This is a genomic window from Kitasatospora sp. NPDC023118 (assembly GCF_055560875.1).
On sequence record NZ_JBVHHW010000005.1, the window covers coordinates 1 to 19,267 of the forward strand.

Sequence of the window (19,267 nt, forward strand, 5' to 3'; positions counted from 1 at the left end):
AGGTCGCCGGGCTCGGTCGCACCACCGAAGCCGGCGATGCGCTCGCCCTGGACGGCGATCCGGTCGCCCTCGACGACGCCGCCGGGCAGGACCAGTCGGGCGCCGGCCAGGGAAGTACGGTCACGGTCCGCGGTGGTCACGCGGTCACCTCCATCGAGAGCAGATCCCAGGCGAGCAGGCCCGCACCCAGGGACGCGGCGGTGTCTTTGAGCATGGCGGGTACGACCTGCGGGGGCATCTGGAAGGTCAGTCGCTCGGTGACCGCCGCGCGCAGCGGAGTGAAGAGCGTGTCGCCGGCCTCGGCCAGCCCGCCGCCGACGATCACCGTCGACGGGTCGAGCAGGCTCTGGGCGAGCACGATGCCGTCGGCCAGGGCGTCGACGGCCCGCTGCCAGACGGCGAGCGCGCGGTCGTCCCCGGCGTCCACCGCGGCGGCGCAGGATGCCGCGTCGGCGTCGGGGTCGCCGCTGGCCTCGGCCCAGGCGCGGGAGACGGCGGAGGCGGAGGCCAGCGTCTCCAGGCAGCCGCGGGCGCCGCAGCCGCACTGCGGTCCGCCCGGGCGGACCACGACGTGGCCGATCTCGCCGCCGTAGCCGTGGGCGCCGGCCTCGATCCGGCCGCCGATGCCGATGGCGCCGGCGATGCCGGTGCCCAGGGCGATGAACAGGAAGCGGTCCACGCCCCGGCCGGCACCGAGCCGGCCCTCGGCCAGGCCGCCCGAGCGCACGTCGTGGCCGAGGGCCACCGGCATCGCGGGGCCGCCGGGGGCGGCCAGGCGCTCGCCGAGCAGTGTGCGCAGCGGGAGGTCGCGCCAGCCGAGGTTCGCGGAGAAGACCGCGATCCCGTTCTTCTCGTCGATCGTGCCGGGGACGGCCACGCCGGCCGCGAGCGGGGCGACGCCGAAGCGACTGCGGCCCTCGTCCGCCAGATCGGCGGCGAAGTCGAGGATGGCGGCGACGACGGCGTCGGGGCCGTGTTCCCGCCCGGTCGGTCGGCGTGCTTCGAACAGCACGGAGCCGTCCTGGGCGAGCAGCGCGGCCTTCATGCCGGTGCCGCCTACATCGAGTGCGATGACGTGCTTCACGGAGGACAGTTTCCCTTGGTCGGGGCGAAGAGGTCTAGTCCAGTTGCCGGATTGGTCTGGTCCATACTGGGTGAGCTTTGTCTCGGGTGCGGGGGGCGTCCGCCGGGTCCCGGCTGTCGGGTGCCGGCTGTCGGTGCCGGCTGGGTGTTGGTCGGCTGTTGCGCATCGTGCAATGAAGCCGGGCACTTCGGTAACTACTCGGCGGGTGGGGCCGAGTGGTGTGGACCAGTGGACAGCGAGTTTGGCAGTGTGGCGCCTCCCCCTGCCGGATTCCCTCATCCGGCCGCAGTTCATCCTCTGAAGGCGGTACCCGCGTTGAACAGGCGCGCCCACGTTCCCACCCGTGTGCTCGGTAGTGCGATGGCCGGAGCACTGGTGCTCACCGCGGTCAGCGCGTGCGGCGGGCAGGGCGACGGGCCGGTCACGCTCAAGCTGGTCGCCGCGGACTACGGGGAGAACGTCGAGACCAGCTCCAAGCACTACTGGGACGACGTCTCCAAGGCCTTCGAGGCCGCCAACCCGGGCATCAAGGTCCAGGTCGAGGTCGACAGCTGGACCGACATCGGCAAGAAGGTCGACGACATGATCGCGGCCGGGAAGTCGCCCGACCTGCTGCAGACGGGCGGGTTCGCCGACCAGGTCGCGGCGGACCGGCTGTACCCGGCGGCGGACGTGCTCTCGATGGACACCCAGGCGAAGTTCATGGACAACTTCGCGCACGCCGGACAGGTGCTGGGGACCCAGTACGGGATCCCGTTCGTGTCGTCGTCGCGGGTGCTCTTCTACAACAAGGCGATCTTCAAGCAGGCCGGCGTCACGCAGCCGCCGACCACCTGGAACGAGCTGCGGGCCGCGGCCGAGAAGATCAAGGCCAAGGTGCCGGGAGTGACCCCGTACGGGCTTCCGCTGGGGCCGGAGGAGGCGCCGGCCGAGTCGATGCTGTGGACGCTGAGCGGCGGCGGGAGCATCTCGGACGACGTCGGCAACTACACCATCGACAGCGACCAGAACCAGGCCACGTTCAGCTGGCTGAAGAACAACCTGGTGAGCACCGGGCTGACCTACGCCGACCCGGGCAAGATGAACCGCACGCCGGTGTTCCAGGACTTCGCGTCGGGCAAGGTCGCGATGCTGAACGGGCACCCGACGCTGCTGCGGATGGCGTCCGCCGGGAAGATCGACTTCGGGACGGCGCCGATTCCGAAGAAGGACGGGGTGGGGAAGACCGGGAGCCTCGGGGTCGCGGACTGGATGATGGCGTTCAAGGCCAACGGGCACAAGAACGAGATCAAGAAGTTCCTGTCCTTCGTCTACTCCCGCGACTACCAGCTGAAGTTCGACGAGCAGTACAACCTGCTGCCGGTGACGCAGGACGCGTTCAACCAGATGTCGTCCGATCCCAAGCACGAGGACCTCAAGCAGTTCGCGGTCGGGCTGACCAACGCGAGCTTCTACCCGTTCGGGGACCCGGCCTGGGGCGAGGTCAGCAACCGGATCAAGGCCGGGATCGGGCAGGCGGTCACGGGGGACCCGAAGCAGGTGCTCGGCGGGCTCCAGGACGCGGCGGTGAAGGAGGCGGCCCGGATCCGCAAGCAGTAGGACCCGGGGCTGCCCGGTCTCAGCTGGGGAGCGTGATCGCGTAGGCCTTGCGGAGGGTCTCGTGGACGGTCCAGGTGGTGCGGTCGCCCTCGCGCAGGACGGCGCAGTCGCCGGGGCCGACCCGCAGGGTCGGGCCGCCCTCGATCTCGATGGTGGCCCGGCCGCTGAGCACCACGAACATCTCGTCGGCCTCGACGTCGGTGACCACGCCCGGGGTGATCTGCCAGATGCCGCGCAGCTGGCGGCCGTCGGGGGACTCGGAGAGGACCTTTCCGGTGACCTCGGGGGTGCCGGAGACGATCTGGGACGGGTCGAGGGGCTCGGGGGCGAGCTCGGTGGTGGGGATGTGCACGGCGAAGCTGATCATGGGTCGACGGTAGTCGTGTGGCGGGGCGTGGTCGTCCCGCAGTGTGTGTCGGGGTTCGGCGGGAGAATGACACTCCGTAGCGATGGGCGGAGGTGTCCTCGGTGGGCGAGCTGAGTGAGCGGGACCGGGCGGTGCTGGCGCTGGAGGGGCGGCAGTGGCGGACGGCGGGGGCCAAGGAGCGGGCGATCCGGGAGGAGCTGGGGCTCTCCTCCACGCGGTACTACCAGCTGCTGAACGGGCTGTTGGACCGGGAGGAGGCGTTGGCGGCCGCGCCGGTGCTGGTGAATCGGTTGCGGCGGGTTCGGGAGGCGCGGCGGGGGGCTCGTTGAGGGGGTGTCTGTTGTGGGGGAGGCACTCCGGGGTACGGGGGTTGGGGGTGGGGGTATGGGCTGGTGTATGGGCCTTGAAGAGATGGTTGTGCCGGTCACTGATGCCGGGCGGGACGGGTTGCGGGCGATTCTGGCGGCGCCGGGGGATGCGGTGGTCGCCCTGGACTTCGACGGGACCTTGGCGCCGATCGTGGCGGATCCGGCGCGGGCGCGGGCGCATCCGGGGGTGGTGGGGGCGTTGCGGGGGTTGGGGTCCGTGGTGAGGGCCGTGGTGGTGGTGACGGGGCGGCCGGCTGGGTTGGCGGCCGAGTACGGGGGGTTCGACGGGGTGCCGGGGCTGGTGGTGCTGGGGCACTACGGGGCCGAGCGGTGGGAGGGGGGTGTGGTGACGGCGCCCGAGGTGCACCCGGGGGTTGCGGGGGTGCGGGCGGCGTTGCCGGAGTTGTTGGAGCGGGTGGGGGCGCCCGAGGGGACGTGGGTGGAGGACAAGGGGCGCTCGGTGGCGGTGCACACCCGGCGGACGGGGGCGCCGGAGGAGACGTTGGAGTTGTTGCGGGCGCCGGTGGGGGAGTTGGCCGCCGAGTACGGGCTGGTGGTGGAGCCCGGGCGGCTGGTGTTGGAGCTGCGGCCGCCGGGGGTGGACAAGGGGGCGGCGCTGACCGGGTTCCTGCGGGAGCGGGGGGCGCGGGCGGTGCTCTTCGCGGGGGACGACCTGGGGGACCTGGCGGCCTTCGCGGCGGTGGAGGAGCTGCGCGGGCAGGGGGTGGCGGGGCTGCTGGTGTGCGCCGGCGCGGTGGGGGACGCGCCGGTGCGCGAACTCGCCGACCGGGCGGATGTGGTGGTCGACGGGCCCGAGGGGGTGGTGGAGCTGCTGGGCGCTTTGGGGGAGGCGGTCAGAGGGCGTTGAGCTGGTCGAGGAACCACTGCTGCGGGGGGAGCGCGGTGGCTGCGGCGGCGAGGCGCTTGGTGCGGTCGGCGCGCTCCTCCGGGCTCATGGTGAGGCCGGTGTGGAGGGCCTCGGCGGTGGCGATGACGTCGTAGGGGTTGACGGTGAGGGCGTCGTCCTTGAGTTCGGTGTGGGCGCCGGCCTCGCGGGAGAGGACGAGGGCGCAGCCGTTGTCGGAGACGACCGGAACTTCCTTGGCGACCAGGTTCATGCCGTCCCGGATGGGGTTGACGAGGGCGACGTCGGCCAGGCGGTAGGCGGCGAGGGAGCGCGGGAAGTCGTCGTTGACGTGCAGGATCAGGGGTTGCCAGGTGGGGGTGGCGAATTCGGTGTTGATGGCGTCGGCGAGGTGTCGCACCGACGCCGTGTAGTCGCGGTATTCGGCCAGGTCGGTGCGGGAGGGGTAGGCGAAGGCGATGTGCACCACCCGGTCGTGCCACTCGGGATGGGTGCGGAGCAGGTGCCGGTAGGCCTGGAGGCCGCGGACGATGTTCTTGCTCAGCTCGGTGCGGTCGACCCGGACGATGGTGCGGCGGTCGCCGACGGTGGTGCGGAGGGCGGCGAGGCGCTCGTCCACGTCGGGACGGTGGGCGCGTTCGCGGAGGAAGTCGGCGTCGGCGCCCAGGGCGTGCACGCCCAGCCGGGTGGTGCGGCCTGCGTGGGTGACGGTGAGCGTGTCGTGGTCGACCGTCGCGCCGAGCAGGTCCTCGCAACAGGCGGCGAAGGCGCGGGCCCAGCGTTCGGTGAGGAAGCCGGCCCGGTCGGCACCGAGGATGCCGGTGAGGACGGCGCGGGCGGCGTCGTCGGGGAGTATCCGGTAGTACTCGGGCGGGGCCCAGGGGGTGTGGGAGAAGTGGCCGATCCGCAGGTCGGGGCGGGCCGCGCGGAGCAGGGCCGGGGCCAGGGAGAGGTGGTAGTCCTGGACGAGGACCGCGGCGTTCGGGGCGGCTTCGGCGGCCAGGGCCTCGGCGAAGGCCGTGTTGTAGGCCTGGTAGGCGGCCCATTCGGTGCGAAAGCCCGCGTCGAAGGAGGGCGCGGTGGGCGTCGCGTAGAGCAGGTGGTGGATGAACCAGAGGGTGGAGTTGGCGACGCCGTTGTAGGCGTGGGCGAAGGTCTCCGGGTCGATGTCCAGCATCCGTACGGCCTGGCCGCCGACGTCGTGGCCGGCCTGGTCGAGGCGGCCGTCGGGGGCTTCTCTCGCGGCTCGGCGGTCGGCGTCGCTGAGGGCGGCGCACACCCAGACGGCGTTCGGGTCGTCGATCGCGGAGAGGCCGGAGACGAGGCCTCCGCCGCCGCGGCGCAGGGTCAGCGTGCCGTCGTCGGCGGTGCTGAACGACACCGGTCCCCGGTTGGAGGCCACCAGGACGGGGGCGGTGCCGGTCGCGCTCGAACGTTCGGTCGTGAGATCGCCCATGGTTGGCATCTTGCCGGGGGCTTGGGTCGGCAAACGTTTCAGTGCCGGGTCGCGTATTCGGGCACGGTGTGCATCGGGGGGCGTTCCAGGGCGGTCACCGGGTGGCTGTGGGCGGTGAAGGCGCGGGTTTCCGGGTCGCGGGTGAACTGGGTGAGGTGGGGGTGGACCAGGTCGGCGGAGGCCTTGAGGCGGTGGGTGCGGTCGAGGCGTTCCAGGGCGGTGCGGTAGATGGTGGCGGCCATCCGGCCGAGGGCCTGGCCGTCCTGGTGGCGGTGGTGTCGGACGCCGACGTCGACCTGGGCCAGGGCGTCCAGGCCGACCAGCTCCAACGCGTCGACCAGGAGGCCGAGTTCGACGCCGTAGCCGGTGGGGAAGGGCAGCCGTTCGAGCAGTGAGCGGCGAGCCGCGTACTCGCCGCCGAGGGGCTGGACGAAACCGGCGAGTTCCGGCCAGTGGAGGTTGAGCAGGGGGCGGGCGACGAGTTCGGTGACCCGGCCACCGCCGGCGGGGACGATCGCGCCGGACTCTGTTTCGAGGGGGCGGTCGTACATGGCCTTGACCAGGTGGATGTCGGGTTCGGTGAGCAGGGGGCCGAGGATGCCGGAGACGAAGGCGGGGTCGAACTCGCGCAGGTCGGCGTCGACGAAGCAGACGATGTCGCCGTGGGTGACCAGCAGCGAGCGCCAGAGCACTTCGCCCTTGCCGGGGACGGCGGGCAGCCGGGGCAGGATGGCGTCCCGTTGTTCCACCCGGGCGCCGGCCTCGGCGGCGACGGTGGCGGTGGCGTCGGTGGAGCCGGAGTCGAGTACGACCAGTTCGTCGACCAGAGGAAGCCGGTCCATCAGTTCGCGCCGGACGGTGCGGACGATGTCGCCGACGGTGGCCTCCTCGTCGAGTGCGGGGAGGACGACGCTGACGGTCTGCCGGGTGCGCCGCTTGGCCTCCAGCAGGGTGTGAACCGGCCGGTCGGCCGCGCTCCACGAGCGGCGGCGCAGCCAGGACTCCGCCTGCGGGAGGAGTGCGGGGGTCGGTTCGGCGGGCACGGTGAATCTCCTCGGCGGGGTCGGGTGGAACAGGCCGTCTCGCGTGGCGGACGGTCCCTTTCAGGGCTGACGCCTTCGGATACAGTCTTCGTACAGCGGTCGGACCCTCGCACGCCGGGGTCGCCGCTGAACCACAACTTCACAAGCTCATCCAGAGGGACTGAGGGAACGGCCCGTTGACGTCCCGGCAACCTTCTCGCTCGGCTGTCCACAGGCCCCGGCGGGACAGGTGCCAATTCCGGCCTGTGGCGCGACCGCGTCACGGGGAAGATGAGGAGAGAGGCCTCCGCCATCATGGCTGTCGACACTGCCGCACCCTCCCCCAGCCTTCGGCCGGGGGGACCCCCACCCGTTGACCTCGGCCCCGCCGCCGCCCTGTCCTGTCGGGAGTGCGGCACCCGCTTCCCGCTCGGCCCCAGCTTCGCCTGCCTGGAGTGCTTCGGGCCGCTGGAGATCGCGTACGAGTTCGGGAGCGAGCGCGCCGAGGAGCTGCGCAAGCGGATCGAGGCCGGTCCGGCGTCCATCTGGCGCTACGCGCCGCTGCTGCCGGTCCCGGCCGACGTGGCGGCCAAGCCGAACCTGAACCCGGGGTGGACCCCGCTGGTGAAGGCGGACAACCTGGGCCGGGAGCTCGGGTTCACCGCTCCGCTGCACGTGAAGGACGACTCCGGGAACCCGACGCACTCCTTCAAGGACCGGGTGGTGGCCTGCGCCATCGAGGCGGCCCGGGCGTTCGGGTACACCACGCTGTCCTGCTCCTCGACCGGCAACCTGGCCGGCGCGGTGGGCGCGGCGGCGGCTCGGGCCGGGTTCAGGTCCTGCGTCTTCATCCCGCACGACCTGGAGCAGGGCAAGGTCGTGATGGCCGGGGTGTACGGCGGCGAGCTGGTGGGCATCGACGGCAACTACGACGACGTGAACCGCTTCTGCTCGGAGCTGATCGGGGACCCGGCCGGCGAGGGCTGGGGTTTCGTGAACGTCAACCTGCGTCCGTACTACGGCGAGGGCTCCAAGACGCTGGCGTACGAGATCTGCGAGCAGCTCGGCTGGCGGCTGCCGGAGCAGGTCGTCATCCCGATCGCCTCGGGCTCGCAGCTGACGAAGATCGACAAGGGGCTGCAGGAGCTGATCAAGCTCGGCCTGGTGGAGGACCGGCCGTACCGGATCTTCGGCGCCCAGGCCGAGGGCTGCTCGCCGGTGTCGGCCGCGTTCAAGGCGGGCCGGGACGTGATCAAGCCGGTCAAGCCGGACACCATCGCCAAGTCGCTGGCGATCGGCAACCCGGCGGACGGCCCGTACGTGCTGGACATCGCCCGCCGGACCGGCGGGGCGGTCGAGGACGTCACGGACGAAGAGGTCGTGGCGGCGATCCGGCTGCTGGCCCGGACCGAGGGGATCTTCGCGGAGACCGCGGGCGGGGTGACCGTCGGCGTGCTGAAGAAGCTGGTCGAGACCGGTCAGCTGGACCCGGCCAAGGAGACCGTCGCGATCAACACCGGCGACGGCCTGAAGACGCTGGACGCCGTCTCCGACGCCGGGATGACCGCCGTCATCCGCCCGACGCTGGAGTCCTTCCGCTCCGCCGGTCTCGCGTCCGTCTGAACCACCCCCACCCCCGCTAGGAGAGCCATGAGCGCCAAAGTCCGCATCCCCACCATCCTGCGCGCCTACACCGGCGGCGCGGCCGAGGTGACCGCCGAGGGGGCCAGCTTGGCCGAGGTCATCGCCGACCTGGAGCAGAACCACGCGGGCATCTCCGCCCGGATCCTGGACGACACCGGAAAGCTGCGCCGCTTCGTCAACGTGTACGTGAACGACGACGACGTGCGGTTCGCCGAGGGCCTGGCGACCGAGATCAAGGACGGCGCGAACGTCTCGATCATTCCGGCGGTGGCCGGCGGCTGCTGAGCCGTCGCATCCCGCTTCCCGGCCGCCCGTACGTACGGAATTCGACTCTCCGTATGTGCGGGCGGTCGCTGGCATTTCGGCGGGAATATTTCCGGGTCAAGTCGGAGTAGAGTGTGGCTCTGCTGGGAACGGGGCTCCCCTTCCGACTCGCGCAGTGCTTGGCCGGAGGTCGTCCGGACGCTGAGACCGGCTCGCGTCCCGGGCCGTGAAACATGTCAGGCAGATGTCAGAATTCCTGCGGGGGTTTGGGTAATTCGTCCGCTATGTCCGGCATGAAATGCCGATTTCATCCCGGTTTGTTCGGCCTTGTCTCTCGACGGGCCCATGGAATTCCTGGCGGCTGGCCCTGTTGCAGAGGGCGTCGATCCGGATACATTCAGCGGCGGTCGGCGTAATCGACCGCCCATCGGAAGCCGTTCGGCTTTCTGTGCGGAGGATTGCGGCGTGCACGGCTGCGCTCAGGGGGGGTTCCCCGGGCCGGCCTTCAACCAGACCCGGGCCCGCGACCTGCGGGCACGTGAAGGGCCAGCACAGCACTAGGGGAGTTCGGAATGGCTCAGGGCACCGTCAAGTGGTTCAACGCGGAGAAGGGCTACGGCTTCATCGCGGTCGACGGTGGTGCGGACGTCTTCGTCCACTACAGCGCGATCCAGATGGACGGCTACCGCACCCTCGAGGAGGGCCAGCGGGTCGAGTTCGAGATCTCTCAGGGACAGAAGGGCCCGCAGGCGGACATGGTTCGCGCGGCGGTCTGACCCCTTCCGACTCCAGGAGCTCGGCACGGCCCACCGCTGGTGGACCTCCTGCTTCTCGACGGGCCCGCACGACACGCGTCGTGCGGGCCCGTTCGCGTCCCCGTCCGCGAGCGCGGACGGGGCTCGACGGCGGCTCGCGGGTTGCCGATTGGGCTTGCACTCGACCACCCGGAGTGCTAATCATTGGCGTTAGCACTCACAGCGTGAGAGTGACAGCGGACCGGGTCGGTGAGGCCCCCGGGAGCGGTAGGGGAATGGACCCCCGCACACCAGGGCCGTCCGTCGCGGGCACCCCTTGGTCCGAGCAGTCGACCGTGTCCCGGAGGACCACTTCAGATGGCCAAGATCATCGCCTTTGATGAGGAAGCTCGCCGCGGCCTTGAGCGTGGCATGAACCAGCTCGCCGACGCAGTGAAGGTCACGCTCGGCCCCAAGGGTCGCAACGTCGTGCTGGAGAAGAAGTGGGGCGCCCCCACGATCACCAACGACGGTGTCTCCATCGCCAAGGAGATCGAGCTCGAGGACCCGTACGAGAAGATCGGCGCCGAGCTCGTCAAGGAGGTCGCCAAGAAGACCGACGACGTCGCGGGTGACGGCACCACCACCGCCACCGTGCTGGCCCAGGCCCTGGTCCGCGAGGGTCTGCGCAACGTCGCCGCCGGCGCCAACCCGATGGCCCTGAAGCGCGGCATCGAGAAGGCCGTCGCCGCCGTCTCGGACCAGCTGCTGGCCCAGGCCAAGGACGTGGAGACCAAGGAGCAGATCGCCTCCACCGCCTCCATCTCCGCCGCTGACACCCAGATCGGCGAGCTCATCGCCGAGGCCATGGACAAGGTCGGCAAGGAAGGCGTCATCACCGTCGAGGAGAGCAACACCTTCGGCCTGGAGCTCGAGCTCACCGAGGGCATGCGCTTCGACAAGGGCTACATCTCCGCCTACTTCGCCACCGACCTGGAGCGCATGGAGGCGACCTTCGAGGACCCGTACATCCTCATCGCCAACTCCAAGATCGGCTCGGTCAAGGACCTGCTCCCGCTGCTGGAGAAGGTCATGCAGAGCGGCAAGCCGCTCGTCATCATCGCCGAGGACGTCGAGGGCGAGGCCCTGTCGACCCTGGTCGTGAACAAGATCCGCGGCACCTTCAAGTCCGTCGCCGTCAAGGCCCCGGGCTTCGGCGACCGCCGCAAGGCCATGCTCGGCGACATCGCCATCCTCACCGGCGGCACCGTGATCTCCGAGGAGGTCGGCCTCAAGCTGGAGAACGCCGGTATCGACCTGCTGGGCACCGCCCGCAAGGTGGTCATCACCAAGGACGAGACCACCATCGTCGACGGTGGCGGCGACAGCGAGCAGGTCGCCGGTCGCGTGAACCAGATCCGCGCCGAGATCGAGAACAGCGACTCGGACTACGACCGCGAGAAGCTCCAGGAGCGCCTCGCCAAGCTGGCCGGCGGCGTGGCCGTCATCAAGGCCGGCGCGGCCACCGAGGTGGAGCTCAAGGAGCGCAAGCACCGCATCGAGGACGCCGTCCGCAACGCCAAGGCCGCCGTCGAGGAGGGCATCGTCGCCGGTGGTGGCGTCGCCCTGCTGCAGGCCGGTGTCGCCTTCGACAAGCTGGAGCTGGACGGCGACGAGGCCACCGGTGCCAACATCGTCAAGGTCGCGCTGGAGGCCCCGATCAAGCAGATCGCGACCAACGCCGGCCTGGAGGGTGGCGTCGTGGTGGAGAAGGTGCGCAACCTCCCCGCCGGTCACGGCCTGAACGCCGCCACCAACGAGTACGTCGACCTGGTCGCCGCGGGCATCATCGACCCGGCCAAGGTCACCCGCTCCGCGCTGCAGAACGCCGCCTCCATCGCGGCGCTGTTCCTCACCACCGAGGCCGTCATCGCCGACAAGCCGGAGAAGGCCGCCGCGGCCGCCGGCGGCGGCATGCCGGGCGGTGACATGGACTTCTGATCCTGATCGCTTCGATCGGATCGGTTGATTCCCCGTCCGCGTGGGCGGCTCCCTTCGGGGGGCCGCCCACGCGGCGTTTCGGGCAGTGGGAGTTTCGGGGGAGGATGGACGGATGGCTTCCGACGACATCGAGACCGCCCTGCACAACGCGCGGGCACTGATCCTGGCCGACCTCACCGCGCGCGACGTGGCGGACGCCGCCGTCGTCTCGCTGGTGGAGCAGGCCGTCACGCACCGCCGCTGGTGGTTGGAGCAGTGGCCGGACGGCACCGAGTACGTGCTCGGGCTGGTTGCCCAGGACGTCCAGGACGCGCTGCTGGAGGCGTACGGGCGGTGGCCGCTGTGCACCGACTGCGCGGCCGACGGGGACCCGCACGCGCTCGGCGTGGAGCCGGAGTTGGGGCCGGAGCCGCACTGGGTGTGCGGCAAGCGGGGCGCGGTGGTGGCGCCGGTGGGCAAGCTGGTCTAGTTTTCGAGCCCCTTGAGCTCGGCCGTCAGGTTGGTGCGGGCGGTCGCGGTGAAGCGCTCGCGGGCGGTGGGGGTGCGGTAGAGCGCCGGGAGCGCGAGGAGTTGGCGCAGCACGGCGGCCCGGCCCGCGCGGAAGTCCGGCTCCGGGACGAAGGCGTACTCCTCCCGGACGGCGGCCGCGTACGCCGCGTACGCCCCGGGGGAGCCGCCGAGGACGGCGAGGTCCGCGTCGCAGAGCACCTCGCCGTCGCGGTCGCCCGGGGCGGGGTCGTGGGTGACGGTGAGCAGGACGAGCCGCTCGACCTCGGCGACCTGCCCGGCGGGCAGGCCGGCGGCGGTCAGCGCGCGGACGGCCAGGGCGGCGCTGCGCTCCTCGTTCTCGGTGCGGTCGGGCCGGTAGACGGCGTCGTGGAACCAGGCGGCGAGCCGGACGGCGTCCGGGTCGGCGGCGTGCCCGGCGAGCTCGTCGACGTGCCGTAGGACCGCGCGCAGGTGCTCGGGGGTGTGGTAGCGGCGCTGCGGCTCTGACCAGCGGCGCAGCAGCTCCCGTCCGTACGGTTCGGGGTCGTCGGTGGCACCGCGGCGGTGCAGCAGGGCGGTCCAGGCGGGGAGCAGGTCTTCGGTCGCGGTGGGCATGCGGCCCATTCTGGCGGCTGGTTCCGGTGGACGGGATATGCCGGGCAGCGATATATGTAGACACATGACAGAACGCTCCATGCAGGAGCCGACGCTGCTTCTGCTCACCGCGCTGGCCGACGCCCCGAGGCACGGCTACGCGCTCATCCAGGAAATCGCCGCGATCTCGGACGGCCGGGTCAAGATGCGTACCGGCACGCTCTACGGCGCGCTCGACCGGCTGCTGGGCCAGGGCCTGATCGAGGTCGCCGCCGAGGAGGTCGTGGACGGCCGTGCCCGGCGTACCTACGCGCTGACCGACACCGGTCGGGGCGCGCTGGCCACCGAGGCCGAGCGGCTGCGCGCCGTGGCCACCGAGGCGGAGCGCCGACTCTCCGTCGCCGTTGTCAGTCCGAGGGTCAGGGGGGCCTTCGCGTGAATGAATCGACTGTTGCCGTGCGGACCGCGCTGGCGCTCTACCCGGGCCGCTACCGCCGCGAGCGCGGCGACGAGCTGGCCGTCGTCTTCGCCGACACCACGGCGGAGGCGGGCACGTTCGCCAAGATCCGGGAGCTCTTCGACCTGGGCGCGTACGGGCTGCGGATGCGGACCGGGCTGACCTCGACCTCGCCGGGCGGGCGGCTGGCGGCGCTGACCGCGCCGCTGGTGGCCGGGGCTGCCGGTGGTCTGGCGGCGGGCCAGGCGCTGCTGAGCTACCTGCAGTCCGGTGTGGCGCACGGGTATTGGGGGTCGCTGCACCTCCTGCCCTACTGGGCGCTGCTGGGGGCGGCGATGCTCTCCGCCGTCGCCGCGCTGCTCGGGCGGTGGACGGCGGCGAAGCTGCTGGCCGGGGTGTCGGCGCTGGCGGCCGTGGCCGACCTGGTGTGGTCGGTGAGCAGTCCGCACGTCCTCCAGCCGCTCTGGTACTTCCTCTACGCCTTCCAGTGGGACGGCCCGTTCGTGCTCTGGGCCCTGCTGCTGGTGGCCGCGCCGAAGGACGCGCTGCCGGTGCCGACCTGGCGGGAGCGGGGCCTGCTGCTGGCCGCGGCGGTGCTGACCCCGGTGGCGGCGTTCGCGGACAACGTCTACACCAGCTGGTACCAGCTAGACCCGCAGTGGCGCGCGTTGATGATCGTCGTCCCGCTGCTGATGGCGCTGACGGCGGTGCGCGGCTGGTACCTGGTGGCCGTTCCTGGGCTCGCCGCCCTGCCGTGGGCGTTCAGTGTCAACCTGCACGGGCTTTGGCAGCAGGAGGGCGGGGCCTGGAAGCTGCTGCCGATGGCCGGGTTGACGGTCGCGGTGGCGGTCGCGCTGGCCGTGGTCGGCCCTCGGAAGGGCCCGGGCGGGCGCCAACTGGCTTGAGCGTTCGGGTGGTGGGGTCGCCGGGGGCGGCCGGATGTGGCAGGCTGTCTCACATGTCTAGACCAATTCTCGAAGTCATCGCGCTGACGCCCCAGGACGCCCAGGCTGCCGAGTCGGGCGGCGCCGACCGGCTCGAACTGGTCACCGACATGGCCGCCGACGGACTCACCCCGTCCGTCGAGGACTTCGCCCGGATCCGGGCCGCCGTCGGCATCCCGCTGCGCGTCATGCTGCGGATCCGGGACGGCTTCGCCCCCGGCGACCTGGACGAGCTGTGCGCCCGGGCCGCCGCCCTGCGGGCCGAGGGGGCCGAGGAGTTCGTCCTCGGCTTCCTGGACCCCGACGGCGCCGTCGACCTGGCCGCCACCACGGCCGTCGCCGAGGCGATCGCCGGCTGCCGCTGGACCTTCCACCGGGCGATCGACCACAGCGCCGACCGGGCCGCCCTGCGCGCCGCCGTCGGCGCGCTGCCCGGGCTGGACACCTTCCTCACCTCCGGCGCGGCCGCCGGGGTGGACGCCGGGCGGGAGGTGCTGGTCGCCGAGCTGGCCCGCGCGGGCGGGCCCGGGTACACCCAGCGGATCCTGATCGGCGGCGGTCTGCGGGCCGAGCACCTCAAAGAGCTGCGGGCGGAGGACTTCGACGCCTTCCACGTCGGCGGCGCGGTGCGGGCCGACGGCTGGCGGACGCCCGTCGACGCGGCCAAGGTCGCCGAGTGGCGGGCGCTGATCGACGCCTGAGCGCACGTGGGGCCGGTCCGGTTCGCCGGGCCGGCCCCGTTCCGCGCTACCGGAGCTGCTCGGGCAGCGGCTCGCTGTGCAGCACCGTCAGGCCGGAGACCGCACGGGTGAGCGCCACGTACAGCCGGCGCAGGCCGGTCCGCTCGTCCGGCTCGCCGGCGATCACCGCGGCCGGCTCGTCCAGCACCACGTAGTCGTACTCCAGACCCTTGGCCAGCGAGGCCGGCACGAGGGTCAGCCGGGCCTCGGTGCTGGTCTCGGTGCCGGGGGAGAGGTACGGCAGCCCGGCTGCGGCGAGCAGCTCGGCGAGCTGCGGGATCCGGGCGTCGGCGGCGATCAGGCCGGTCGAGCCCTCGTGCTCCAGCGCCTCCCGGCAGGCGTCCAGGACGGCCTGTTCCCACTCGGTGATCCGGCGGATCACCAGCGAGCCGGGGGTGTCGCGGACCGAGGTCGCCGGGGCCAGGCCCGGGGCGATCGCCGGGAGCAGCCGGGAGGCGTACGCGATGACCTCCTCCGGCACCCGGAAGCCCTTGGTCAGCTCCTCGACGTGCGCCTCCGGCTTGCCCAGGTGGTGCAGGGCGTCCGGCCAACTCGCCGTCGCCCACGGGGTGGTGCCCTGGGCGAGGTCGCCGAGGACGGTCGCCGAGCCGGTGGTGCAGCGGCGGCCGACCGCGCGGTACTGCATCGGGGAGAGGTCCTGGGCCTCGTCCAGCACCACGTGCCCGAGCGAGGGCGTGCGCTGCACCAGGTCCGTCGCCTCGTCCACCAGGACGGCGTCGGCCGGCGTCCAGCGAGCGGTCTTCACCGAGCGGCCGGGCTTGGGCCACAGCAGCGCCCGCTGCTCCTCGGGGGTGAGCACGCCCTCGGCGCACTCGGCCAGGAACTCCGGCTCGGAGAGCAGCCTCAGCACCAGCTTGGCCGGGTCGACGGCCGGCCAGCACTCCTTGACCACGGCCTTGACCGCGCTGTTGCGGGCCACCGCGTCCTGCACCCGGTCGTCCGGGGCCTCGCCGCCCTGCTCCATCTTCAGCAGCACGGCGTGCGCGATGCGCTGCGGCAGGGCGTCCCTGGCGGCGCCGTAGCGGACCTCGCGGCCCTTCAACTCCTCGATGATCTCGACCAGTTCGTACACCGGGACGCGCCAGCGGCGGGAGCCGCGGACCACCACGCAGGGCTCGGTGGGCAGCGTGATGCCCGCCCGCACCGCCCGGCGCAGCACCTCGGCCATCCGGGCGTCGCCCTTCAGCCGGGCCGCCTCCGGGTCGTCCTCGCCCTTCACCTCGACGTGCGCGACCAGCTGCTGCACGGTGGCCTGGGCGACGTCCAGCTCGCCGAGGGCCGGGAGCACCTGCTCGATGTAGGAGAGGAAGGCGGTGTTCGGGCCGATCACCAGGGTGCCGGTCCGGGCCAGGCGCTCGCGGTGCGCGTACAGCAGGTAGGCGACACGGTGCAGGCCGACGGCGGTCTTCCCGGTGCCGGGCGCCCCCTGGACGCAGATGGTGCCCGTGACGTCGGAGCGGACGATCTCGTCCTGTTCGGGCTGGATGGTGGCGACGATGTCGCGCATCGGGCCGACGCGGGGCTTCTCGATCTCGGCGGCGAGCAGGGCGGAGGTGGTCGAGCCCCCGGCGGAGCCGGAAAATGTCTCTGCGGCGGGGTCGGTGAGGTGCTCGTCCTCGTAGGCGGTGAGTTCGCCGCCGGTGTAGCCGAAGCGGCGGCGGCGCTCGACGTCCATCGGCTCGGCGCGGCTGGCCCGGTAGAACGGCTGGGAGACCGGCGCGCGCCAGTCGATCACCATCGGGTCGCCGTCGGCGTCGTGGACGTGGCGGCGGCCGATGTAGAAGCTCTCCCCTCCGCCGCCCTCGCTGAGCTCCTCGCTGATCGCGTGGAGGTAGTCGAGGCGGCCGAAGAACAGCGGGGTGTCGGAGAGGTCGGCCAGGGCGGCGATCCTGGCCTCGATCTGGTTCTGGAGGATGACGGCGGACACCCAGGTGCCGGTCACGTCGCGCAGGTCGAGCGACTGGACGTCCTCGCGCATCGCTCGCAGCGCGGACCGGGACGCGGCCAGGTGGTCGCGTTCGCGCTGGAGGGGGTCGGTGGTGGGGGTGGCGGGCACAGCGAACCTTCCCGGCTGCCCCGGTCGCGGGCGCAGCGGATCGATGGAGCTCACGGTGAGTACAGCCGACCGGTTGCCGTGCGGTCGGCACCTCCCCCGGCTGCCTGCGGGACACCGCCAGGTACCACGGTTCGGGAGGGGGCAGGCGGACGATCTTAGACCCGTCCGTCTCAGGGTTCCAGCCCTGCAGGTCTCAGGGGGTGCCCTACACCTGGAGGACGACCGCCGTCCTGGTGGATACGGCCTTTGGAGTGATGCCGGGGGCCGGTCGGGTGCCTACCGTTGAAGACATGAGCACCCAGAACAGCACCTCCCGTTCGGGTCCGGCCGGCGCGACCGCCGTCCAGGGCCGCCACCGCAACCCGCTGAGCGCCGTCGTCCGCAACGTCGGTATCGCCCTGGACACCGCCGCGCGCGTGATCTTCCTCGGGCGCGACGGTGTCCGCTACTGAACGTTCCTACGGTTACAGCACGTCGTCCGCGTCGATGATGCGGTACGCGTACCCCTGCTCCGCCAGGAAGCGCTGCCGGTGGGCGGCGAAGTCCTGGTCCACGGTGTCCCGGGCGACCACCGAGTAGAAGTGCGCCCCATGCCCGTCCGCCTTGGGGCGCAGGACGCGGCCGAGGCGCTGGGCCTCCTCCTGGCGGGAGCCGAAGGTCCCGGAGACCTGGATGGCCACGGTGGCCTCGGGCAGGTCGATCGAGAAGTTCGCGACCTTGGACACCACCAGGACGCTGATCTCCTTGTTGCGGAACGCGTCGAAGAGCTTCTCGCGCTGGGCGTTGCTGGTCTCGCCCTTGATCACGGGGGCGTCCAGGACCTCCCCGAGCTCGTCCAGCTGGTCGATGTACTGGCCGATGATCAGCGTCTGGTCCTTCTCGTGCTTCTTGACCAGCGCCTCCACCACCCGCCGCTTGGTCGCCGTGGTGGCGCAGAAGCGGTAGCGCTCCTCCGGCTCGGCGGTGGCGTAGGCGAGCCGCTCGGAGTCGGTCAGGGTGACCCGCACCTCGCAGCAGTCGGCGGGAGCGATGTAGCCCTGCGCCTCGATCTCCTTCCACGGGGCGTCGAAGCGCTTCGGGCCGATCAGGCTGAACACGTCGCCCTCGCGGCCGTCCTCGCGCACCAGCGTGGCGGTCAGGCCGAGCCGGCGGCGGGCCTGCAGGTCGGCGGTGAACTTGAACACCGGCGCGGGCAGCAGGTGCACCTCGTCGTAGACCACCAGGCCCCAGTTGCGGGCGTCGAACAGCTCCAGGTGCGCGTAGACGCCCTTCCGCTTGGTCGTCATCACCTGGTAGGTGGCGATGGTGACCGGGCGGATCTCCTTCCTCGTCCCGCTGTACTCGCCGATCTCGTCCTCGGTGAGCGAGGTGCGCTTGACCAGTTCGTGCTTCCACTGGCGGGCCGAGACGGTGTTGGTGACCAGGATCAGCGTCGTCGACTTGGCGTGCGCCATCGCGGCCGCGCCGACCAGCGTCTTGCCGGCGCCGCAGGGCAGCACCACCACGCCCGAGCCGCCGTGCCAGAAGCCCTCGACGGCCTGCGCCTGGTACGGGCGCAGCTGCCAGCCGTCCTCGTCCAGGTCGATCGGGTGCGCCTCGCCGTCCACGTACCCGGCGAAGTCCTCGGCGGGCCAGCCGAGTTTGAGCAGCACCTGCTTGATCTGCCCGCGCTCGGAGGGGTGCACCACCACGGTGTCCGGGTCGACCCGGGCGCCGACCAGCGGCACGATCTTCTTGGAGCGCAGCACCTCCTCCAGCACCGGCCGGTCGGTGGTGGTGAGCACCAGCCCGTGCGTCGGGTGCTTGACCAGCTGGAGCCGGCCGTAGCGCCCCATGGTGTCGGCCACGTCCACCAGCAGCGCGTGCGGCACCGGGTAGCGCGAGTACGTCACCAGGGCGTCCACCACCTGCTCGGCGTCGTGCCCGGCCGCCCGCGCGTTCCACAGCCCGAGCGGGGTCACCCGATACGTGTGCACGTGCTCGGGCGCCCGCTCCAACTCGGCGAACGGCGCGATGGCGCGGCGGCAGTCGGCGGCCTTGGGGTGGTCGATCTCCAGGAGAAGAGTTTTGTCGCTCTGGACGATGAGCGGTCCGTCGTTCACGCGGGGGAGCCCTCCACTGGCTGACAGGCTGGATTGACGCAGACCCTTCAGTGTCGCTCATTTCGCGCGGAACGTGTGGGGCCACTTCCACTCGTGGAGCTTGCCGGTGGCCTTGCCGCCGGCGTCGGTGTCGTACTCGAAGACGCCCACGACGCCGTCGAGTGACCACCGTCCGTACTCGCTCGTTGAGCTGGTCATGAAGAACTCGAAGCGCGTTTTCGCCGCCCTCGCCCTGATGGGCACGGCCTTCGCGGCCACCGCCTCCTCCGCCGGCTCGGCGCACGCCCTCGCAGGGATCGGGGAGGGGCCGGGCGGGCCGCTCGCCGCGCCCGGGTTCCTGCTGGCGGACGTGGTCAGCGGGGGTGAACTGCCGGTCGGGCAGGGGCAGATCGGCAGCCTGGCGGACCAGGCCGTCAAGGAGAAGATGAAGGAGGGGCAGGGGCACTGACGCCCCGCCACC

Annotated in this window: 21 protein-coding genes and 1 riboswitch; of the genes, 13 read left to right on the forward strand and 8 right to left on the reverse strand. The window is 71.8% G+C overall.

The annotated features are described in order from the left end of the window. Positions 1–136: 136 nt before the first annotated feature. Entirely contained in the window at positions 137–1,084 is a 948-nt protein-coding gene (locus ACZ3UD_RS08040) for an ROK family protein (protein ID WP_465583679.1), read from the reverse strand. A 360-nt stretch (positions 1,085–1,444) separates the two neighbouring features. Between ACZ3UD_RS08040 and ACZ3UD_RS08045 the strand changes: the two genes are divergently transcribed. Further along, complete coding sequence (locus tag ACZ3UD_RS08045) at positions 1,445–2,683, forward strand: extracellular solute-binding protein (RefSeq protein WP_465583682.1); 1,239 nt, start codon at positions 1,445–1,447, stop codon at positions 2,681–2,683. Between the two features lie 19 nt (positions 2,684–2,702). Here the strand turns inward: ACZ3UD_RS08045 and ACZ3UD_RS08050 are convergent, their stop codons facing one another. Further along, positions 2,703–3,050 carry a cupin domain-containing protein gene (locus tag ACZ3UD_RS08050; protein WP_465583685.1) on the reverse strand — a complete coding sequence of 116 codons (348 nt, stop codon included), beginning with the start codon at positions 3,048–3,050 and terminating at the stop codon, positions 2,703–2,705. Positions 3,051–3,151: 101 nt separating this feature from the next. Here ACZ3UD_RS08050 and ACZ3UD_RS08055 point away from each other — a divergent pair, with 101 nt between their 5' ends. Both ACZ3UD_RS08055 and otsB read left to right on the forward strand, forming a co-directional pair. Next, positions 3,152–3,379: a DUF3263 domain-containing protein gene (locus ACZ3UD_RS08055; RefSeq protein ID WP_387617682.1), complete on the forward strand. Its 228-nt coding sequence runs from the start codon at positions 3,152–3,154 to the stop codon at positions 3,377–3,379. A gap of 82 nt (positions 3,380–3,461) precedes the next feature. After that, positions 3,462–4,286, forward strand: coding sequence for a trehalose-phosphatase (gene otsB / locus ACZ3UD_RS08060; protein ID WP_465583689.1), 825 nt, complete (start codon positions 3,462–3,464; stop codon positions 4,284–4,286). On the opposite strand, the gene ACZ3UD_RS08065 is transcribed toward otsB, so the two are convergent. Beyond that, entirely contained in the window at positions 4,273–5,739 is a 1,467-nt protein-coding gene (locus ACZ3UD_RS08065; protein WP_465583692.1) for an alpha,alpha-trehalose-phosphate synthase (UDP-forming), read from the reverse strand. The two genes, otsB and ACZ3UD_RS08065, sit on opposite strands and share 14 nt — an antisense overlap. Positions 5,740–5,777: 38 nt before the next feature. Next, complete coding sequence (locus ACZ3UD_RS08070; protein WP_465583695.1) at positions 5,778–6,782, reverse strand: glucosyl-3-phosphoglycerate synthase; 1,005 nt, start codon at positions 6,780–6,782, stop codon at positions 5,778–5,780. Between the two features lie 144 nt (positions 6,783–6,926). After that, positions 6,927–7,059, forward strand: a riboswitch (SAM riboswitch). A 17-nt stretch (positions 7,060–7,076) separates the two neighbouring features. On the opposite strand from ACZ3UD_RS08070, the gene thrC reads away from it, so the two are divergent. The 5 genes from thrC to ACZ3UD_RS08095 all read left to right on the forward strand — a co-directional run bounded on the left by thrC (position 7,077) and on the right by ACZ3UD_RS08095 (position 11,873). Continuing rightward, the gene (gene thrC / locus ACZ3UD_RS08075) at positions 7,077–8,384 is read left to right on the forward strand and encodes a threonine synthase (protein WP_465583698.1); all 1,308 of its coding nucleotides are present in this window, start codon (positions 7,077–7,079) and stop codon (positions 8,382–8,384) included. A gap of 27 nt (positions 8,385–8,411) precedes the next feature. Beyond that, entirely contained in the window at positions 8,412–8,690 is a 279-nt protein-coding gene (locus ACZ3UD_RS08080) for a MoaD/ThiS family protein (protein ID WP_465583701.1), read from the forward strand. Between the two features lie 551 nt (positions 8,691–9,241). Continuing rightward, a complete protein-coding gene (locus ACZ3UD_RS08085; protein ID WP_030289665.1) occupies positions 9,242–9,445 on the forward strand; it encodes a cold-shock protein in 204 nt (67 codons plus the stop codon). 336 nt (positions 9,446–9,781) lie between these two features. After that, positions 9,782–11,404, forward strand: a complete 1,623-nt coding sequence (gene groL, locus ACZ3UD_RS08090; protein ID WP_045692318.1) for a chaperonin GroEL — start codon at positions 9,782–9,784, stop codon at positions 11,402–11,404. 112 nt (positions 11,405–11,516) lie between these two features. Then, the gene (locus ACZ3UD_RS08095; RefSeq protein ID WP_380613230.1) at positions 11,517–11,873 is read left to right on the forward strand and encodes a hypothetical protein; all 357 of its coding nucleotides are present in this window, start codon (positions 11,517–11,519) and stop codon (positions 11,871–11,873) included. On the opposite strand, the gene ACZ3UD_RS08100 is transcribed toward ACZ3UD_RS08095, so the two are convergent. Continuing rightward, entirely contained in the window at positions 11,870–12,508 is a 639-nt protein-coding gene (locus ACZ3UD_RS08100) for an HD domain-containing protein (RefSeq protein WP_465583705.1), read from the reverse strand. The two genes, ACZ3UD_RS08095 and ACZ3UD_RS08100, sit on opposite strands and share 4 nt — an antisense overlap. 64 nt (positions 12,509–12,572) lie before the next feature. Between ACZ3UD_RS08100 and ACZ3UD_RS08105 the strand changes: the two genes are divergently transcribed. From ACZ3UD_RS08105 to ACZ3UD_RS08115, 3 genes are read left to right on the forward strand one after another with little or no spacing between them, the layout of a single operon-like run. Further along, positions 12,573–12,926: a PadR family transcriptional regulator gene (locus ACZ3UD_RS08105; RefSeq protein WP_465583708.1), complete on the forward strand. Its 354-nt coding sequence runs from the start codon at positions 12,573–12,575 to the stop codon at positions 12,924–12,926. A gap of 17 nt (positions 12,927–12,943) precedes the next feature. Continuing rightward, a complete protein-coding gene (locus tag ACZ3UD_RS08110) occupies positions 12,944–13,849 on the forward strand; it encodes a hypothetical protein (RefSeq protein WP_465583711.1) in 906 nt (301 codons plus the stop codon). Positions 13,850–13,902: 53 nt separating this feature from the next. Then, complete coding sequence (locus ACZ3UD_RS08115; RefSeq protein ID WP_465583714.1) at positions 13,903–14,589, forward strand: copper homeostasis protein CutC; 687 nt, start codon at positions 13,903–13,905, stop codon at positions 14,587–14,589. 46 nt (positions 14,590–14,635) lie between these two features. Here the strand turns inward: ACZ3UD_RS08115 and ACZ3UD_RS08120 are convergent, their stop codons facing one another. Next, on the reverse strand, positions 14,636–16,705 hold the full coding sequence (locus ACZ3UD_RS08120) for a HelD family protein (protein ID WP_465583717.1): 2,070 nt from the start codon (positions 16,703–16,705) through the stop codon (positions 14,636–14,638). A gap of 290 nt (positions 16,706–16,995) precedes the next feature. Here ACZ3UD_RS08120 and ACZ3UD_RS08125 point away from each other — a divergent pair, with 290 nt between their 5' ends. After that, positions 16,996–17,157 carry a hypothetical protein gene (locus tag ACZ3UD_RS08125; protein WP_380613236.1) on the forward strand — a complete coding sequence of 54 codons (162 nt, stop codon included), beginning with the start codon at positions 16,996–16,998 and terminating at the stop codon, positions 17,155–17,157. A gap of 12 nt (positions 17,158–17,169) precedes the next feature. Here the strand turns inward: ACZ3UD_RS08125 and ACZ3UD_RS08130 are convergent, their stop codons facing one another. Together ACZ3UD_RS08130 and ACZ3UD_RS08135 are read right to left on the reverse strand one after the other, a co-directional pair. Then, entirely contained in the window at positions 17,170–18,807 is a 1,638-nt protein-coding gene (locus ACZ3UD_RS08130) for a DNA repair helicase XPB (protein WP_465583720.1), read from the reverse strand. Between the two features lie 57 nt (positions 18,808–18,864). After that, positions 18,865–19,005, reverse strand: coding sequence for a hypothetical protein (locus tag ACZ3UD_RS08135; RefSeq protein WP_465583723.1), 141 nt, complete (start codon positions 19,003–19,005; stop codon positions 18,865–18,867). Between ACZ3UD_RS08135 and ACZ3UD_RS08140 the strand changes: the two genes are divergently transcribed. Then, positions 19,004–19,255, forward strand: a complete 252-nt coding sequence (locus tag ACZ3UD_RS08140; protein ID WP_465583726.1) for a hypothetical protein — start codon at positions 19,004–19,006, stop codon at positions 19,253–19,255. The genes ACZ3UD_RS08135 and ACZ3UD_RS08140 overlap by 2 nt on opposite strands. Positions 19,256–19,267 lie beyond the last annotated feature (12 nt).

What these genes read in the sequence shown, in the direction of transcription:
- ACZ3UD_RS08045 (WP_465583682.1), top strand. Translation starts at nt 1,445, where the DNA reads ATGGCCGGAGCACTGGTGCTCACCGCGGTCAGCGCGTGCGGCGGGCAG.
- ACZ3UD_RS08050 (WP_465583685.1), bottom strand. Translation starts at nt 3,050, where the DNA reads ATGATCAGCTTCGCCGTGCACATCCCCACCACCGAGCTCGCCCCCGAG.
- otsB (WP_465583689.1), top strand. Translation starts at nt 3,462, where the DNA reads ATGGTTGTGCCGGTCACTGATGCCGGGCGGGACGGGTTGCGGGCGATT.
- ACZ3UD_RS08065 (WP_465583692.1), bottom strand. Translation starts at nt 5,739, where the DNA reads ATGGGCGATCTCACGACCGAACGTTCGAGCGCGACCGGCACCGCCCCC.
- thrC (WP_465583698.1), top strand. Translation starts at nt 7,077, where the DNA reads ATGGCTGTCGACACTGCCGCACCCTCCCCCAGCCTTCGGCCGGGGGGA.
- ACZ3UD_RS08080 (WP_465583701.1), top strand. Translation starts at nt 8,412, where the DNA reads ATGAGCGCCAAAGTCCGCATCCCCACCATCCTGCGCGCCTACACCGGC.
- ACZ3UD_RS08085 (WP_030289665.1), top strand. Translation starts at nt 9,242, where the DNA reads ATGGCTCAGGGCACCGTCAAGTGGTTCAACGCGGAGAAGGGCTACGGC.
- groL (WP_045692318.1), top strand. Translation starts at nt 9,782, where the DNA reads ATGGCCAAGATCATCGCCTTTGATGAGGAAGCTCGCCGCGGCCTTGAG.
- ACZ3UD_RS08095 (WP_380613230.1), top strand. Translation starts at nt 11,517, where the DNA reads ATGGCTTCCGACGACATCGAGACCGCCCTGCACAACGCGCGGGCACTG.
- ACZ3UD_RS08100 (WP_465583705.1), bottom strand. Translation starts at nt 12,508, where the DNA reads ATGCCCACCGCGACCGAAGACCTGCTCCCCGCCTGGACCGCCCTGCTG.
- ACZ3UD_RS08105 (WP_465583708.1), top strand. Translation starts at nt 12,573, where the DNA reads ATGACAGAACGCTCCATGCAGGAGCCGACGCTGCTTCTGCTCACCGCG.
- ACZ3UD_RS08115 (WP_465583714.1), top strand. Translation starts at nt 13,903, where the DNA reads ATGTCTAGACCAATTCTCGAAGTCATCGCGCTGACGCCCCAGGACGCC.
- ACZ3UD_RS08125 (WP_380613236.1), top strand. Translation starts at nt 16,996, where the DNA reads ATGAGCACCCAGAACAGCACCTCCCGTTCGGGTCCGGCCGGCGCGACC.
- ACZ3UD_RS08140 (WP_465583726.1), top strand. Translation starts at nt 19,004, where the DNA reads ATGAAGAACTCGAAGCGCGTTTTCGCCGCCCTCGCCCTGATGGGCACG.
- ACZ3UD_RS08135 (WP_465583723.1), bottom strand. Translation starts at nt 19,005, where the DNA reads ATGACCAGCTCAACGAGCGAGTACGGACGGTGGTCACTCGACGGCGTC.